The following is a 15,897-nucleotide window of genomic DNA, read 5'->3' as shown; positions in this document are numbered from 1 at the left end:
CATGACAGAATCCTCCGCGACCACTGGTCCATTGCAAGGCATTAAAGTGCTGGAACTGGGCACCCTGATCGCGGGGCCGTTCTGCGCCCGCATGCTGGCCGAATTCGGCGCCGACGTGATCAAGATCGAGTCGCCCGATGGCGGCGACCCCATCCGTACCTGGCGCGTGCTGAAGGACGGCACCTCGCTGTGGTGGTCGGTGCAGGCGCGCAACAAGAAAAGTTTAACGCTGAACCTGAAGACGCCCGAGGGCCGGGCCATCGCGCGCCAGCTGGCCCTGGAAGCGGACATCATCATTGAGAACTACCGCCCCGGCGTGCTGGAAAAGTGGGACTTGGGATACGAACAACTGAAGAAAGACAAGCCTTCGCTCATTATGGTGCGCCTGTCCGGCTTTGGCCAGACGGGACCGATGAAGGATTTGCCCGGTTTCGGCGCCATCGGCGAATCGATGGGCGGCTTGCGCTATGTGTCCGGCTTTGCCGACCGTCCGCCCGTACGGGTCGGCGTGTCGATCGGCGACTCGGTGGCGGCCCTGCACGGCGTGATCGGCGCCATGATGGCCTTGCGCCACCGCGACGTGACGGGCGGGCGGGACGGCGGGGAAGGGCAGATGGTCGACGTGGCCCTATATGAATCCGTGTTCAACCTGATGGAGTCGCTGGTGCCCGAATACGACCAGGCGGGCGTGGTGCGCGAGCGCACGGGCGGCTCGCTGCCCGGCATCGTGCCCTCGAATACCTACACGACGGGCGACGGCGAAAACATCGTCATCGCCGGCAATGGCGACGCCATCTTCAAGCGCTTGATGCTGGCCATGGGCCGCATCGACATGGCGGGCGACCCGCAACTGGCGCGCAACGACGGCCGGGTGGCGCGCACGCAGGAAATCGACGACGCCATCGGCGCCTGGTGCGCCACGCACACGATAGCCAGCGCGCTGGCCGTGCTGAAGGCCGCCGACGTACCGGCCGGGAAGATTTACTCGGTGCGCGACATGATGAGCGATCCGCAATTTCTCGCCCGCGACATGTTCGAACAGCACCATTTCGCCGACGGCACGCCCGTCAAATTGCCCGCCATCAGCCCGAAACTGTCCGCCACGCCGGGCAAGACGCAATGGCTGGGTCCGGCCCTGGGCCAGCACAACGACGAGGTGCTGGCGTCGCTCGGCTATGACGCCGCCGCCATCGCGCAACTGAAGGCCGATGGGGTGGTGTGATTCATTCTTAGCCGACAGAATTAAAGCTGGGGTCAGACCCGGCGGGTCTGACCCCTGAATTTCGAAGCCAACAATGTTGTCGGCTTACGCGCTTCGCGCTAAGCCGACCTACGCAACTCACTGATACCTGTCATGCATCGAATTTTCCGTACCGCGCTTGTCCTGGCATCCAGCATTATCCTCCTCTCCGCCTGCGCCAGCTTTCCCCACGACGCGCCGATTACCGGCCTGCGCCTGATCGGCGAGCAGCGCATCGCGCTTAAGTACGCGTTCGAGGGCACCACGGTGGGCGGCTTGTCCGGCATCGACTACGATGCGGCGAGCAATACTTGGGTGATGGAAAGCGATGACCGCTCGGAAATCAATCCGGCCCGCTTCTACCGTGCTGCCTTGAATTACGACAGCAAGGCGTTCTCCGGCGTGACCTTGAGCAGTGTGCATTTCTTCACGCAGCCCGACGGCAGCCGCTACCCGAACCTGGCCCATGCAAAACTGGACCGGGGCGACCAGGTGCCCGACATCGAAACCATCCGCGTCGATCCGCAGGACGGCAGCCTGTGGTACGGCAGCGAAGGCAACCGTAAAGTGGGCTTGCATCCGTTCGTGCGCCATGCGGACCGCGATGGAAAATTCCTGGCCACCTTGCCCACGCCCGCCATGTTCAATGTCTCGAAGGAAGAAATCGGCTCGCGCAACAACATGACGTTTGAAGCGCTGTCGTTTGCCAGCGATGGCAAGAGCTTGTGGCTGGGCATGGAAGCGGCCCTGTACCAGGACGGCCCGTTGGCCACGCCCGACAACGGCTCCGTGGTGCGCATCACGCGATTGGACCGCGCGGGCAAGGTGCTGGGCCAGTATGCGTATCCGATTGAGCCCGTGGCGTCGCGGCCCGCACCGGGGCGCGAGGCGGACAATGGCGTGTCGGAAATCCTCGCCGTGAACGGCCATCAGGTGCTCGTGGTGGAGCGGGCCGGCGTGGCCAACGCGAACGGCCTGTACACGAATCACGTGCGCATCTACGAAATGGAGACGGATGGCGCCACCGATATCCGGGATATCCCGGCCCTGGCGGGCGCGACTTATGTGCCGGCGCGCAAGCGATTGCTGCTGGACCTGGAAAAGACCGGCTTGCCCAAGGTCGACAATATCGAAGGCATCAGCTGGGGGCCGCGCCTGGAAAACGGCCGCCGCAGCCTGGTGGTGATTTCCGACGACAATTTCAATCCGCAGCAAGTCACGCAAATCCTTGCCTTCGAAGTGCTCTAGTTTCCAGGCTGGCCAGCTGGCCCGCCTGCCTGGCCAGCATGGCCGTGATCGTGTCGTGCGGCGACGGGTGGCCTAAAAAGTATCCCTGGGCCATGTCGCAGCCGTATTCTTCCAGCATCAGCAGCTGCTCGTCCGTTTCCACGCCCTCGGCCACCACCACCATTTTCAAGCCATGCGCCATGGCGATGATGGCGCGCGTGATGGCCGCATTTTCCGTATCCTGCGGCAAGCCGGCGATAAAACTCTTGTCGATTTTTAAAGCCCGCACGTCGAAGCGCTTCAGATAATTCATCGACGAATAGCCCGTGCCGAAATCGTCGATGGACAGGTAGACGCCGATGCCGCGCAATTGCTCCAGGGTCACCATGGTGGCGCGCGCATCGTCCATCAGGGTACCTTCCGTCAATTCCAGTTCCAGCAGGCGCGCATCGAGGCCCGTGTCGGCCAGGGCCGAGAGCACGATCTGCATCAGGTTTTCATCCTTGAATTGTTTGGCCGACAGATTGACGGCCATGCGGATGGCGCGCCCGCCATGGCTTTGCCAGGCCTTGGCCTGGTTGCAGGCCGTGCGCAGCACCCATTCGCCGATGGGCACGATCAGTCCCGTCTCTTCGGCCAGCGGGATGAATTCCGTGGGCGAGATGATGCCCCGCTCCGGATGGCGCCACCGCACCAGCGCTTCCACGCCCACGATCTGCGTGCTGGGCACGTCGATCTGCGGCTGGTACAGCAGATACAGTTCGTTGTTTTGCAAGGCTTTGCGCAAGCCCACTTCCATCTTGACGTGGCTCATGATTTCCATCGTCAGCGAGGAGCTGTACAGCTTGGCGTTGTTCTTGCCGCAGTTCTTCGCGTGATACATGGCCGTGTCCGCATATTTCAACAGCGAGTTGCAGTCCTCGCCATCTTCCGGATACAGCGAGATGCCGATGCTGGCCGTGACGAAAATCTCGTGCCCCTCGATCATGAAAGGCCGGCGCATGGCTTCCTTGACCCGGTGCGCCACGTTCAGCGCGTCTTCCACCCGCTCCAGGTCGGGGATCAGGATCGTGAATTCGTCGCCGCCCAGGCGCGCCAGGTTGCTGCCGCCGGAGGACGCCTCGGACTCGTGTTCGGCGCGCAGCACCAGGTCGCTGGGGCGGATGGTTTCGCGCAGGCGCTCGGACACCACCTTGAGCAAATGGTCGCCCACGTCGTGGCCCAGGGTGTCGTTGATGCGCTTGAAGGCGTCCAGGTCCATGAACAGCACGGCAAATTTCTTGTCGTGCTCCTTCGAACGCAGCAGTTCCCGTTCCAGGGTTTCCAGGAAGGCCTGGCGGTTGGGGATGCCCGTCAGGCTGTCGCAATAGGCGAGGCGGCGGATCTGTTCTTCCGTGCGTTTGCGCTCGCTGATGTCGCGCACCAGGCCCAGCACCTCGTCGGCCCCCGTCGCCACCAGACGTGCCTCGAAATGGCGCGTGCTGTCCTCGTGTGTGAGCGTGTAGTCGACCGAGCCGATGTGCTGCGTGGTCAGCACGGCGTGCGCCTTGTCGAGCAGGCGCGCGGCGATTTCGGGCGGCAGCACGTCGCGGATATGGCTGCCCACGCAGTTGCTGATGGAAAAGCCGGCGCTGGCGTCGTGGCCCTGTTCGTAGTCGAGATAAAAGCCTTCGCGGTTGAGACGGAAGAAGGTGTCGGGGATGGCGGCCAGCACGGCGCGGTTGTGCGCGTCGGCGATGCGCAGGCGGGCGATGGCGTCGCTGGCGCGCAGCACGTACAGCACGCGGTGCCCGAGGATGGGCCAGTTGATGGGTTTGGAAATGAAATCGGTGGCGCCCACCTCGTAGGCGCGCGTGACGGCTTCCAGTTCGTCGCCGCCCGTGACCATGATGACGGGCACCGTGCCGCCCACTTCCTGGTGGCGGATTTCGCGGCACACGGCAAAGCCGTCCATGGCCGGCATGTCGACGTCGAGCATGACGAGGTCCGGCCCGCTGTGCTTGTAGCTGGCCAGCGCCTGCACGCCGTCTTCGGCCTCGATCACGTCCAGGCCCACCTGCGTGAGCATTTGCCGCATCAGCAAGCGCATCACGGGATCGTCGTCGGCCACCAGCACCAGGCCGCGGGGAGGGGAGAGGGGCGCTGTCATGTCAGTGTTCCTTCACGAGGATGGCGTTCAGCGATTCGCGTACGGTCAGGAAGGCTTGCTGCATCTGCAGCAGCAGGGGAGCCGCGCCCTCGGTGCTGCCGGCGCGGCCCAGTTTTTCCATCTCCTTGCACAGCTGCGCCAGGCCGTCGGCGCCCACGTTGGCGCTGCCTGATTTGAGGCTGTGCGCCACCTTGCGCAGCGCTTCCGCGTCCGCGCCGGCGATCGCTTCGCGCATGGCGCTCAACTGGCGCGGCGTCTCGCCGGTAAAGGCCTGGATGACCCGTTCCAGCAGCGCATCGCCGTCGGCGTGCGACAGGGCGCGGATGTTTTCCAGCGCCTGCCGGTTCAGCGGCTGGACCGATGCCGTGGCGGCGGATGGCGGCGTCACCTCGGGCGGCGGCCCGGGCGGCGCTTCTTGCGGCGCTTCTTGCGGCGTCTGCGGCTCCGGCGCTTCGCTGTGGTGCACGGTGGCCGCGCGCGGCAGGGTGATCCAGCGCGCGATCGTGTGGCCCAGGTCCTGCTGCGTGAACGGCTTGCTCAGGTAATCGTCCATGCCGGCCGCCAGGCACGCTTCGCGGTCGCCCTGCAGCGCGTTGGCCGTGATGGCGACGATGGGCAGCACGCGCGCGTGGCCGCACTGCTGTTCGTGGCGGCGGATTTCCGCCGTGGCGGCAAAGCCGTCCATCACGGGCATCTGGCAATCCATCAGGATCAGATCGAAATCCTCGGCCTGCGCCGCCTGCAGGGCTTCTTCGCCGTTGCGCGCGCAGACCACGTCCAGACCCAGGCTGTCGAGCATGGCCAGCGCCACTTCCACGTTGACGGGGTTATCTTCGGCCAGCAGCACGCGGCGGCGCTGGCGCCGGCCCACCTGCCGCGCCGCATGCGGCGGATGGATGCGCAGGCTATCGCTGGCGCGCGGCGGCGTGACGATGCAGTCGAACAGGTCGCATTCGCGGGCCGGCTTGATCAGCTGGAAGGCCACGCCCGCCTCGCGCCGCTGCACGGGGTCGGCCGCCGCCTGTTCCGTGCTCAGCAGCAGTAATTTGAGGTCGGCCAGCAGCGGGTCGCTCTTGATGGTGGCGGCCAGGGCCAGGCCGCTGGTGCGCGGCAATTCCATGTCGAGCAGGGCCACGCCATATGGCGTGCCCGCCTGGGCCGCCGCGCGCAGCTTGGCCAGGCAGTCGCCCGCCGTGCCGGCGCTGTCGCTGACGATGTGCCAGCTGGCCAGTTGCCGCTCCAGCACGGCGCGCGTGGCGGGTGTGTGGTCGACGATCAAGGCGCGTAACCCTCGCGTGGTTTTCAGGTTGAAGGAGGGGTCGTCGCTGTCGACTCGCCGCTTATCGAAATTTACTTCGAACCAGAAGATCGAGCCTTGCGTTAAAGCATTATCAACGCCGATAGTGCCGCCCATCAGTTCCACCAGCTGTTTCGAGATCGTCAACCCCAGGCCCGTGCCGCCGTGCTTGCGCGTGGTCGAGCCGTCCGCCTGCGAGAACGATTCGAAGATGCGCGTCTGCGCCTCGTTTGATACGCCGATGCCCGTGTCGTGTACCTCGAAGCGCAAGCCCACGCTGGGCGCGTCTTCGCTGCACACGGTCACCTTCACGGTGACCTTGCCCGTTTCCGTAAACTTGATGGCGTTGCCCAGCAGATTGACGATGATCTGGCGCAAACGGTTCGGGTCGCCGCAGATGGCGATCGGAATGTCGTAGGCGATGTCGAATTCCAGGCTGATATTCTTCGCTTCCGCCTGCGGCGCGAACACGTGTTCTATGTCGTCGAGCAATTCGCGGAAATTGAAGCGGATGTATTCCACGCTCAGCTTGCCCGCCTCGATCTTGGAAAAGTCGAGGATGTCGTTGATGATCACCAGCAGATTCTGCCCCGAGCGCTGCACCATGCTCGTGTAGTGGCGCTGCTGCGGGCTCAAAGGGCTGGCCAGCAGCAATTCCGTCATGCCCAGCACGCCGTTCATGGGCGTGCGGATTTCATGGCTCATGGTGGCGAGAAACGCGCTCTTCGCCTGGCTGGCCGCCTCGGCCGCATCCTTGGCCTTTTCCAGCTGCGCCGTGCGCACGCCCACCTGGCGCTCGAGCTGGTCGCGGTAATTGGCCAGGGTGCTGTCGCGGCTGTCGATCTGCGCCAGCATGTCGTTGAAACTGTCGATCAGCACGCCAAGCTCGTCGCTGCGCTGGTGCGCGATGCGGTGGCTGTAGGTCTGGCTGCTCGATACTTTTTGCGCCGTATCGATCAGTTTGGTGATCGGTTCGGCGATCACGCTCTTGAAACGCCGCGCGAGGAACACGGCGATCAGGAAGGACAGCACGGTGGCGCCGCCGATGGCGCCCACGTGGCGGCCGATGTCGCGCCACATGTGGTTCAGGTCCGCCTCGATCAGCACGGCGCCGATGATCTGTTGCGGCTCGCCTGGCCGGTAGACGGGGCGGTACAAGCGCATGGCGGGCGCCAGGGTCGTGCCCGAGCCTTGCGTGACGGGCTGCACGGCCATGTCGGCCAGCAGGGCCGGGTCCATGTCTTCCGGCGCCGCCAGGCCGTCCGCATGCTGCGGCGCGCGGTACAGGGCAAACAGGCGCCCGCCCTTGTCGAACAGGGCCGCCTGGGCGACCTCGTCGCGCGCGGACAGTGCCGCCAGCACCTGTTCCGCCTGCGCCTGCGCCGGCTTGCCCAGCAGCATGGGCGCCGCGCTGGCCGCGCCGATCACGCCCGCCAGCGACAGCAGTTGCTTGCCTTCATCGTTCTTGTGGTTGAGCACGGAAGTCAGCGCAAACGCCACGAACACCAGCAGCAGCGCGCAGCCCGACGACAATACCGAAATCATGGTCAGCTTCTGGCTGATGCTGGAGCGTTGGAAATTGAACATGAATTCGCTGCTTCCCCGGTCGCCCGTTGACTGTTATTTAATTCCTATTGGAAAAATATAGACGCGAAGACACATCCCGATATTGATGTGGGTCTAATGGAGGAGAGGGGAGGGGAACTTATAAGAGATGAAACAACGGAGGGCAGCACGTAGGTCGGATTAGCGCGGCAAAGCCGCGCGTAATCCGACACCACCACCGGCCGCGCCAACGATGTTGTCGGATTACGCTCTACGAGCTAATCCGACCTACGCAACTGACCCCGGTATTTGCTTTTGGGGATGCAATTAAACCCCTGAAAGGCCGGGGTCAGACCCCGGAGGGGGAATGTGTCCCAATGGGGCACATGCCGATCCCGAAGGGACTGACCATACTATTAACAACAACCTCCACGTTTTCCCGCCCCGCCGTAACGGGCTTCCTGCCGCTCGCGGAAAAACTCTTCATACGTCATCATCGGCTCGCCGGGATGGGTCACTTCCCGGTGCGCCACATAGGTGTCGTACTCGGGCAAGCCGCACATGAGCCGCATGCTTTGCCCCAGATACCGTCCAGCCTTGATGATTTCATCGATCATCATTGCACCGTGGGCATGGCCTGGAACGGCGTTTCCTTGGTGCTCGGTTTGCTGTCGGCGCGCGCCTTCATGATGGTGCGGATGCCGAAGAACAGCACGCTGACGACGACCACCACGAAGAAGGCGGCCAGGCCGGCGTCGAGGTAGTCGTTGAAGATGATCTGGCGCATCTGCGCCACCGACTTGGCCGGCGCCAGCAGCGTGCCTTCATCGAGGGCCGCCGAATATTTCTTCGCATGCGCGAGGAAACCGACGCGCGGGTTGGCGTCGAAGATCTTTTGCCAGCCCGCCGTCAAGGTGCACAGCAGCAGCCAGATGGTTGGCGTGATGGTGACCCACGCGTACTGGCCACGCTTCATCTTGAACAGCACGCAAGTGCCGAGGATCAGTGCAATCGCCGCCAGCATCTGGTTGGCGATGCCGAACAGCGGCCACAGGGTGTTGATGCCGCCCAATGGATCGACCACGCCCTGGTACAGGAAGTAGCCCCAGGCCGCCACGCACAGGCCCGTGGCCAGCAGGTTGGCGATGACGTTTTCCGTCTGTTTCAGCGCTGGCACGAAGCTGCCCAGCAAGTCTTGCAGCATGAAGCGGCCCGCGCGCGTGCCCGCATCGACGGCCGTCAGGATGAACAGCGCTTCGAACAGGATGGCGAAGTGGTACCAGAAGGCCATCATGGCCTTGCCGCCGATGGCGCCGGACAGGATCTGCGCCATGCCGACGGCCAGGGTCGGTGCGCCGCCCGCGCGCGAAATGATGCTGTGCTCGCCAACGTCCTTGGCCGTTTGCGTCAGCATTTCCGGCGTGACATAGAAGCCCCACTGCGAAATCGCCTGGGCGGCGGACTCCGCCGTGGTGCCGATCAGGGCGGCCGGGCTGTTCATGGCGAAATAGATGCCCGGCTCGATGGTCGAGGCGGCTACCAGGGCCATGATGGCCACGAACGATTCCATCAGCATGGCGCCATAGCCGATGAAGCGGGCGTGGCTTTCGTTTTCAATCATCTTCGGCGTGGTGCCCGAGGAAATCAGCGCGTGGAAGCCGGAAACGGCGCCGCAGGCGATCGTGATGAACAGGAAGGGGAACAGATTGCCCGACCAGACGGGGCCGGAGCCGTCGATGAACTTGGTCATGGCCGGCATTTTCAGGTAAGGCGCGACGACGATGATGCCGATGGCCAGGCCCAGAATCGTGCCGATTTTGAGGAAAGTCGACAGGTAGTCGCGCGGCGCCAGCAGCAGCCACACGGGCAGGACGGAAGCGATGAAGCCGTAGCCGATCAGCATCCAGGTCAGTTCCGTGCCCGTGAACGTAAACATCGGGCCGAGAACGGCATGTTCCTGCACGTATTGGCCGCCGATGATGGCCAGCATCAGCAGCACAAAGCCGATGATGGAGATTTCGCCGATGCGGCCCACGCGGATGAAGCGCGAATACACGCCCATGAACAGGGCGATGGGAATCGTCGCCATCACGGTGAAGCTGCCCCATGGCGAGCCCGTCAGCGCCTTGACGACGATCAGTGCCAGCACGGCCAAAATGATGACCATGATCATGAAGCAGCCCAGGAGCGCAATCATGCCGGGAATTTCGCCCAGTTCAGCCTTGATCAGGTCGCCCAAGGAACGGCCGTCGCGGCGCATGGAAATGAACAGCACGATGAAATCCTGCACGGCGCCCGCAAACACGACGCCCGCCAGAATCCACAGCATGCCGGGCAGATAGCCCATCTGCGCGGCCAGCACGGGCCCGACCAGGGGGCCGGCGCCGGCAATCGCCGCGAAATGGTGGCCGAACAGCACATATTTGTTGGTCGGCACGTGGTCGAGGCCATCGTTGTGCTTGAACGCGGGCGTCATGCGGCGTGCATCGAGGCCCAGCACCTTGTCGGCGATGAACAGGCTGTAGAAACGGTAGGCGATCAGATAGACGCAGACGGCGGCGATGACGATCCAGATCGCGCTGATCGGTTCGCCACGTTGCAGGGCGACGACGCCCAGGGACCCGGCGCCTGCCAGCGCAAGCGCTGCCCAGCCGAGTTGTTTGAAAATGCGGTTCATGCTTCCTCCAGAGATTGACGGGCGCTGTGCCGTGCGATGATGTGTGCTGCCGAGCCTGGTCGTCGCCAGTTTGGATGTTACTTTTGGTGTATCTGCAGCTTATGGCGAGTATTCAGGAATCGTATAATTGCCGCAAGCGCAGCACTACGCAGTAACGCTCAGTATTACTACGCAGGCTGATCGCCGCGCCGCGACGTAAAATCACCCATTCCCACCAGCATCGACGCCGCCGGAGCGCGCAAGGCCATGAAACTCAGACAGAAAGTCATCTTCCTGGCCATCACGCCGCTCATCCTCGCCCTGTGCGCCATTGCGTTTGCCGTGCGGCACCAGGCGATCACCCTGGCCGAGCAGCAGCGCGCCACCATCCAGCAAGCGTACCTGGCCAGCAAGGAAGCCGAGCTCAAGCATTACGTGACCCTGGCCAGCCATTCCATCGCCTCGTTATATGGTTCTGGCCGCAAGGATGACGCCACGCAAGAGGAGGCCAAGCGCATCCTGTCCGCCCTCAGCTATGGCGACGACGGCTATTTCTTCATCTACGATTTGCAGGGCAAGTCGCTGATGCATCCGCGCCAGCCCGAGCTGGTGGGGCAGAATCTGTGGGAGCTGCGCGACGCCGAGGGCAATCTGACCATCCAGCGCCTGATGCAGCGGGCGAAGAGCGGCGGCGGTTTCGAGCGCTACAACTGGATCAAGCCGTCGACCAACAAGTCCGCGCCCAAGCTCGGCTATGTGATCCTGATGCCGGAATGGGGCTGGATGATGGGTACCGGCATCTACATGGATGACGTGGACCAGGCGCTGGCCAAGGTCGACGCCCAGCAGTCGCGCAATATCCGCTCGACCATGGAACTGATCGCCGCCATCGCCATCCTCGGCTCCCTGCTGGTGGCCGCCTGCGGCCTCGTGCTGAACTTGCGCGAACTGCGCGTGGCCGACGCCAAGCTGAAAGTGCTGGCGCAGCGCGTGGTTGAATCGCAGGAAGAAGAGCGGGCGCGGCTGTCGCGTGACTTGCATGACGGCATCAGCCAGTGGCTGGTGTCGATCAAGCTGCAGATCGAGGCGGGCATCGCGCGTCTGGCCGGCAATGCGGAACAGAAAGAAAAGGCGCCGGCCACGTTCGAGCGTGCCGCCGAGCAGCTGAACAAGGTGCTGGGCGAGGTGCGGCGCATTTCGCACAACCTGCGCCCGGCCATCCTCGACGACCTGGGCCTGGCCGCCGCGCTCGACCACCTGGTGCATGAATTTAACGACAGCAGCAGCGCGCAAGCCAGTTTCACGGCCAGTCCGGCGGCGGCGGGCGAGGGCTTGCCCGACATGGTGAATACCGTGCTGTTCCGTATCGCTCAGGAAGCGCTGACCAATTGCGAGCGCCATGCCCACGCCCGCGGCGTGGAAGTAAGCCTGCGCGAGGCGGGGAAGGCCGTGGAATTGCGCATCCAGGATAACGGCGGCGGCTTCGACTTTGACGGCATCGCCCTGCATCCGCAGCGCGGCATCGGCCTGCGCAACATGACGGAACGCATGGAAGCCATCGGCGGCAGCCTGCACATCACCTCGTCCCCGGCCGGCACCGTGGTGCTGGCGCGGCTCGCCCTTTCATCCACCCACTAAGAATAGATACGCAACCATGACCGAGAAGATCAACATCCTGCTGGTGGACGACCACCCCCTCGTGCGCGACGGCTTGCGCGCGCGCCTGGAAGCGGTGGCGCATTTCGACGTGGTGGCCGAGGCGGGCGGCGCCGACGAAGCGCTGGCCCAGGCGCGCGCGCACCAGGTGGACCTCGTGTTGATGGATATTAATATGCGCGGCACGAACGGCATCGAGGCGACGGCGCTGTTCAAGCAGGCGTTCCCGCAGATTGCCGTGCTGATCCTGTCCATGCACGACAAGCTCGAATACGTGTCGCAAGCCATCGCCGCGGGCGCGCGCGGCTATGTACTCAAAGATGCCCCAGGGAAAGATATCGTGTTTGCCATCGAGACGGTGATGTCCGGCGGGATTTATTACAGTGCAGCGCTGGCGCGGCAGCTGTCGCGCCCGCAAGTCCACGATTCCTTCCTCACCACACGCGAGCAGCAAGTGCTGCAGCACATCGCGGCGGGCCAGTCGAACAAGCAGATCGCCCGCGTGCTGGACCTGAGCGTGCGCACGGTGGAGACGCACCGGCTGAACATCAAGCGCAAGCTCGGCATCGAAGGGCAGGCCGAATTGATCAAATATGCGGTCGAGCATGCACAGGGCGGCAGCGCCTGAGAAGGCGCGCGCGGCGGCACCCGCATGCCAGGCGGGTCTCGCGGGGGAATGTTCTTTTTGAATATTTATTGCCAAAATTAAACTGTTTCATGGGTGAGATTCGGATAGAATGAATCTCGCTGTCGAAATGGCATCCCTGTCGGGCCAGGGTTGCCAATGCTGGTCAGTTTATTTACTATGGCGCCCTACCCACACTGAGATACCGATGTCAGCGTCTGAATCAAACCTGTTTCCGTTGGTGGGATTACAAGCAGTAGCCAATGCTCATAACGAGTGGGTCGCTGTTACCCTGCATGTACCGCAGGCCTCGACGGCGTCGTTGCTGGCGGCGCTGGCCGCCGCCGATGCGTATGCCTTCCTGGCGCCGCTCGACTGCATCATTCCCCTGGCCGACCCGCATGGCGTGGACGAGGCCGTGCTGGCGCAACTGGCGCCGCAACGCACCATCTTCCGTTTGCCTGCCCATCTTGCCGACGACAAAGCGCTGCAGAAAAAATGCCGGCAATGGCGCGACGCCGGCTACCGCATCCTGCTCGATGGCGCCGAGGCCGGTCCCGTGACGGCGGCGCAGGTCGATGCGCGTGCGCTGAGCTTTGACGCGGCCGGCGCCCGCCCGGCCCTGCATCAGCTGCTGCCCTTGCCGGGGCCGCACCTGGCCTACAACATCGCCGACGCGGGGCAGATTGCCGAATTGCAAGAACTCGGCGTGAGCTGGTTTGCCGGCGATTACGCCCTGCACCATGCGCGCCAGCAAAGCGAGCCGGAAGACGCCACGTCGCGCCGCCGCGTGCTGGCGCTGCTGGGCCTGCTGGCCCGCGATGCCGACGCGCACGAGCTGGAAGTGCCGCTCAAGCAAGACCCATCGCTCAGCTATCATCTATTAAAACTGGTCAATTCCGCCGCCTTCGGTTTCACGGCGCCGATTAGCAGCTTCAGCCAGGCCATCACCCTGCTGGGCCGGCGCCAGCTGCAGCGCTGGCTGCAGCTGCTGCTGTATGCGCGCCAGCAAGACGATGGCAAGATCCACGCGCTGCTGCCGCTGGCGGCCGTGCGCGCGGCGCAGATGGAAGCGCTGTGCCAGCTGCGCGGCGGCGACCGCGACGCGCAAGACCTGGCCTTCATGGCAGGCGTGTTTTCCCTGCTCGACGTCCTGCTGGGCATGCCGATGGAAGACATCATCGCCACCCTGAACCTGGCGCCCGAAGTGAGCACGGCCTTGCTCGAACGTAATGGCGAGCTGGGCACCTTGCTGGCGCTGGTCGAAAGCGCCACGCCGCCGCCCGACGGCTTGCGCCGCGCCGGCATCGATGGAGAAACCTATTGGCGCAGCCTGCTGCAGGCCTACCAATGGGCCATCCAGGTCAGCCGGAATCTCTAGCATGACCCTGTTTCCGGTGTCGGATTTCCTCGCTGACAGCGCCGCCCTGTGCGACGCCGTCGTGCGTTTGCGCGGCTCCGCGCTGGTAGCTGAGCTGGGCCGTATCGCCAGCACCGTGATGGCCAGCCCGCATGGCCAGTTCCTGCCCGCGGCCAGTACGGACGCCGCTGCGCCAGCCGTGCCGTTTCCCCGCGATATGCCCGCCTTGTTGCAGGAAGTCAGCTTCGACGGCCATTGCTTCGGTCATTACAGCGTGGCCGGCCGACCGCTGTATAACGATGCCGACCGCCGCCACCTGGCCAGCCTGGCATCGTTGACGGCCGGCGTCTTGCAGGTGCATTCGCTGGCGCAACGCTCGACCCATGCCTACGCGCAAGTCGAAGCCTTGCTGGCGCAGCAGACGCAAATCCTCGACCAGTTGCACGAATCCGTGCTGACGATGGACTTGACGGGCTACATCACCAGCTGGAACAAGGGCGCCGAACGCCTGTTCGGCTACACCTCGGTGGAAGCCGTGGGGCGCAACATCCTGTTCCTGTACGACGACGAAGACACGGGCTTCCACGACGCCTTCCTGGAACAGGGAGGGCGCCTGATGGAGGTGCGCCGGCGAAAGAAGTCGGGCGAGGTCTTCTGGGCCAGCCTGTCCTTGTCGCCGCTGCAAGACCTGGACGACAAGCCCATCGGACTCATCGCCTACCTGACGGACATCACGGAACGCAAGCTGGCCGAAGAGCGGCTGCACCACCTGGCCTACTACGACCCGCTGACCAGCCTGCCCAACCGTACCTTGCTGGCCAAGCTGGTTGACCAGGCTCTCAGCGTGGCGCAGCGCAGCAAGATGCTCGGTTGCGTGCTGTTCATCGACCTGAACCGTTTTAAGCTGATCAACGACACCCTGGGCCGGCGCATCGGCGACGAACTGCTGCGCCAGGTCTCCTTGCGTTTCCGCCAAGTATTGCGCGACCAGGACCTGGTGGCCCGCCTGGGCGGCGACGAGTTCGCCGTCGGCCTGTTCGACATCGGCCAGCATTTCGAAGCGAGCATGGTGGCGCAAAAACTTCTCGCCTCGCTGGTGGAGCCGTTCCTGATCGAGGACCACGACCTGCGCGTGGGCGCCAGCATCGGCATCAGCGTGTATCCGCAGGACGGGCAGGACGCGGAAACCCTGCTGCGCCTGGCCGACATCGCCATGTACCGCGCCAAGCAGGACAGCGGCGGCGAAGCGGAAAGCGTGGCCTTCTACAGCCAGGACATGAACCAGGGCATGCAGGCGCGCATGCGTCTGGAAACGGGCTTGCGCCAGGCCCTGTCGGAACAGCAACTGCTGCTGCACTACCAGCCGAAGTACGCGCTCGGCAGCGGGCGCATCATCGGCGCCGAAGCACTGGTGCGCTGGCATCACCCGCAGCACGGCATGATCCCGCCCGCCGAATTCATCCCGCTGGCCGAATCGACGGGCCTGGTGGTGCAGGTGGGCGAATGGGTCTTGGAAGCGGCCTGCGCCCAGGCGCAAGCATGGAAGCTGGCTGGCCTGCCGCCGATCCGCCTGGCCGTCAACGTTTCCGCGCGCGAATTCACGGCAGCCTTGCCCGCCAGGGTGGCGGCGACCCTGGCCCGCTACGGCCTGGAAGCGGCCTGGCTGGAACTGGAAATCACGGAAAGCACCCTGATGCACAACATCGAGAGGGTCATCGCCATCATGGACCGCATCACGGCCCTGGGCGTGGCCCTGTCGCTGGACGACTTCGGCACCGGCTATTCGAGTCTGTCCTATTTGAAGCGCTTTCCCATCGATACCCTGAAAATCGACCGTTCGTTCACCACCGGCATCCCCACCGACGCCAGCGACTGCGCCATCGCCAGCACCATCATCAGCATCGCCCAGCAGCTGCACCACAAGGTGATCGCCGAAGGCGTGGAGACGGCCGAGCAGCTGGCCTTCCTGAAGAGTTCCGGCTGCGACGAAGTACAAGGCTACCTGTTCTCGCGCCCGCTGCCGGCGAGAGAGTTCGAGCGGGCGCTGCGGGAAAACTGGGGCGTGTAGGTGCCTGCCCCAGCCCTTGCCGTTGGGGGAGTAAGGCCACGACAGTACTAGCCATTGGTAAGCCAGTGACCTTT

Annotated in this window: 10 protein-coding genes; 6 read left to right on the top strand and 4 right to left on the bottom strand. The window is 64.0% G+C overall.

All coding sequences use genetic code 11. The features are described 5' to 3' along the window. Position 1: 1 nt before the first annotated feature. Complete coding sequence (locus JAB8_RS21925; protein WP_070291396.1) at positions 2-1,222, top strand: CaiB/BaiF CoA-transferase family protein; 1,221 nt, start codon at positions 2-4, stop codon at positions 1,220-1,222. Positions 1,223-1,354: 132 nt separating this feature from the next. After that, the gene (locus JAB8_RS21920) at positions 1,355-2,488 is read left to right on the top strand and encodes an esterase-like activity of phytase family protein (RefSeq protein WP_070291395.1); all 1,134 of its coding nucleotides are present in this window, start codon (positions 1,355-1,357) and stop codon (positions 2,486-2,488) included. Here the strand turns inward: JAB8_RS21920 and JAB8_RS21915 are convergent. The 4 genes from JAB8_RS21915 to JAB8_RS21900 all read right to left on the bottom strand — a co-directional run bounded on the left by JAB8_RS21915 (position 2,457) and on the right by JAB8_RS21900 (position 10,135). After that, positions 2,457-4,616 carry an EAL domain-containing protein gene (locus JAB8_RS21915; protein WP_070291394.1) on the bottom strand — a complete coding sequence of 720 codons (2,160 nt, stop codon included), beginning with the start codon at positions 4,614-4,616 and terminating at the stop codon, positions 2,457-2,459. The genes JAB8_RS21920 and JAB8_RS21915 overlap by 32 nt on opposite strands. A 1-nt stretch (position 4,617) precedes the next feature. Next, positions 4,618-7,500, bottom strand: a complete 2,883-nt coding sequence (locus JAB8_RS21910) for a response regulator (RefSeq protein WP_070291393.1) — start codon at positions 7,498-7,500, stop codon at positions 4,618-4,620. A gap of 374 nt (positions 7,501-7,874) precedes the next feature. Further along, positions 7,875-8,075, bottom strand: coding sequence for a YbdD/YjiX family protein (locus JAB8_RS21905; RefSeq protein WP_010396213.1), 201 nt, complete (start codon positions 8,073-8,075; stop codon positions 7,875-7,877). Then, positions 8,075-10,135 (bottom strand): carbon starvation CstA family protein, encoded by a 2,061-nt coding sequence (locus JAB8_RS21900; protein ID WP_070291392.1) that lies wholly within the window; start codon positions 10,133-10,135, stop codon positions 8,075-8,077. Before JAB8_RS21900 ends, JAB8_RS21905 begins: the two co-directional genes overlap by 1 nt. A 246-nt stretch (positions 10,136-10,381) precedes the next feature. Between JAB8_RS21900 and JAB8_RS21895 the strand changes: the two genes are divergently transcribed. The 4 genes from JAB8_RS21895 (at position 10,382) to JAB8_RS21880 (ending at position 15,823) form a co-directional block, all read left to right on the top strand. Further along, positions 10,382-11,752 (top strand): cache domain-containing protein, encoded by a 1,371-nt coding sequence (locus JAB8_RS21895; protein ID WP_070291391.1) that lies wholly within the window; start codon positions 10,382-10,384, stop codon positions 11,750-11,752. 16 nt (positions 11,753-11,768) lie between these two features. Further along, positions 11,769-12,398 carry a response regulator transcription factor gene (locus JAB8_RS21890; protein WP_070224853.1) on the top strand — a complete coding sequence of 210 codons (630 nt, stop codon included), beginning with the start codon at positions 11,769-11,771 and terminating at the stop codon, positions 12,396-12,398. 205 nt (positions 12,399-12,603) lie between these two features. Further along, complete coding sequence (locus JAB8_RS21885; RefSeq protein ID WP_070291390.1) at positions 12,604-13,776, top strand: HDOD domain-containing protein; 1,173 nt, start codon at positions 12,604-12,606, stop codon at positions 13,774-13,776. Between the two features lies 1 nt (position 13,777). Further along, a complete protein-coding gene (locus tag JAB8_RS21880; protein WP_070291389.1) occupies positions 13,778-15,823 on the top strand; it encodes a bifunctional diguanylate cyclase/phosphodiesterase in 2,046 nt (681 codons plus the stop codon). The last annotated feature ends 74 nt before the right edge of the window (positions 15,824-15,897 follow it).

This window comes from Janthinobacterium sp. HH106, from assembly GCF_001758725.1.
In the GTDB taxonomy this organism is placed as follows: Bacteria; Pseudomonadota; Gammaproteobacteria; order Burkholderiales; family Burkholderiaceae_D; genus Janthinobacterium.
The sequence above is the reverse complement of the archived record's forward strand: the minus strand, read 5'-3'. Positions and strand labels throughout refer to the sequence as shown.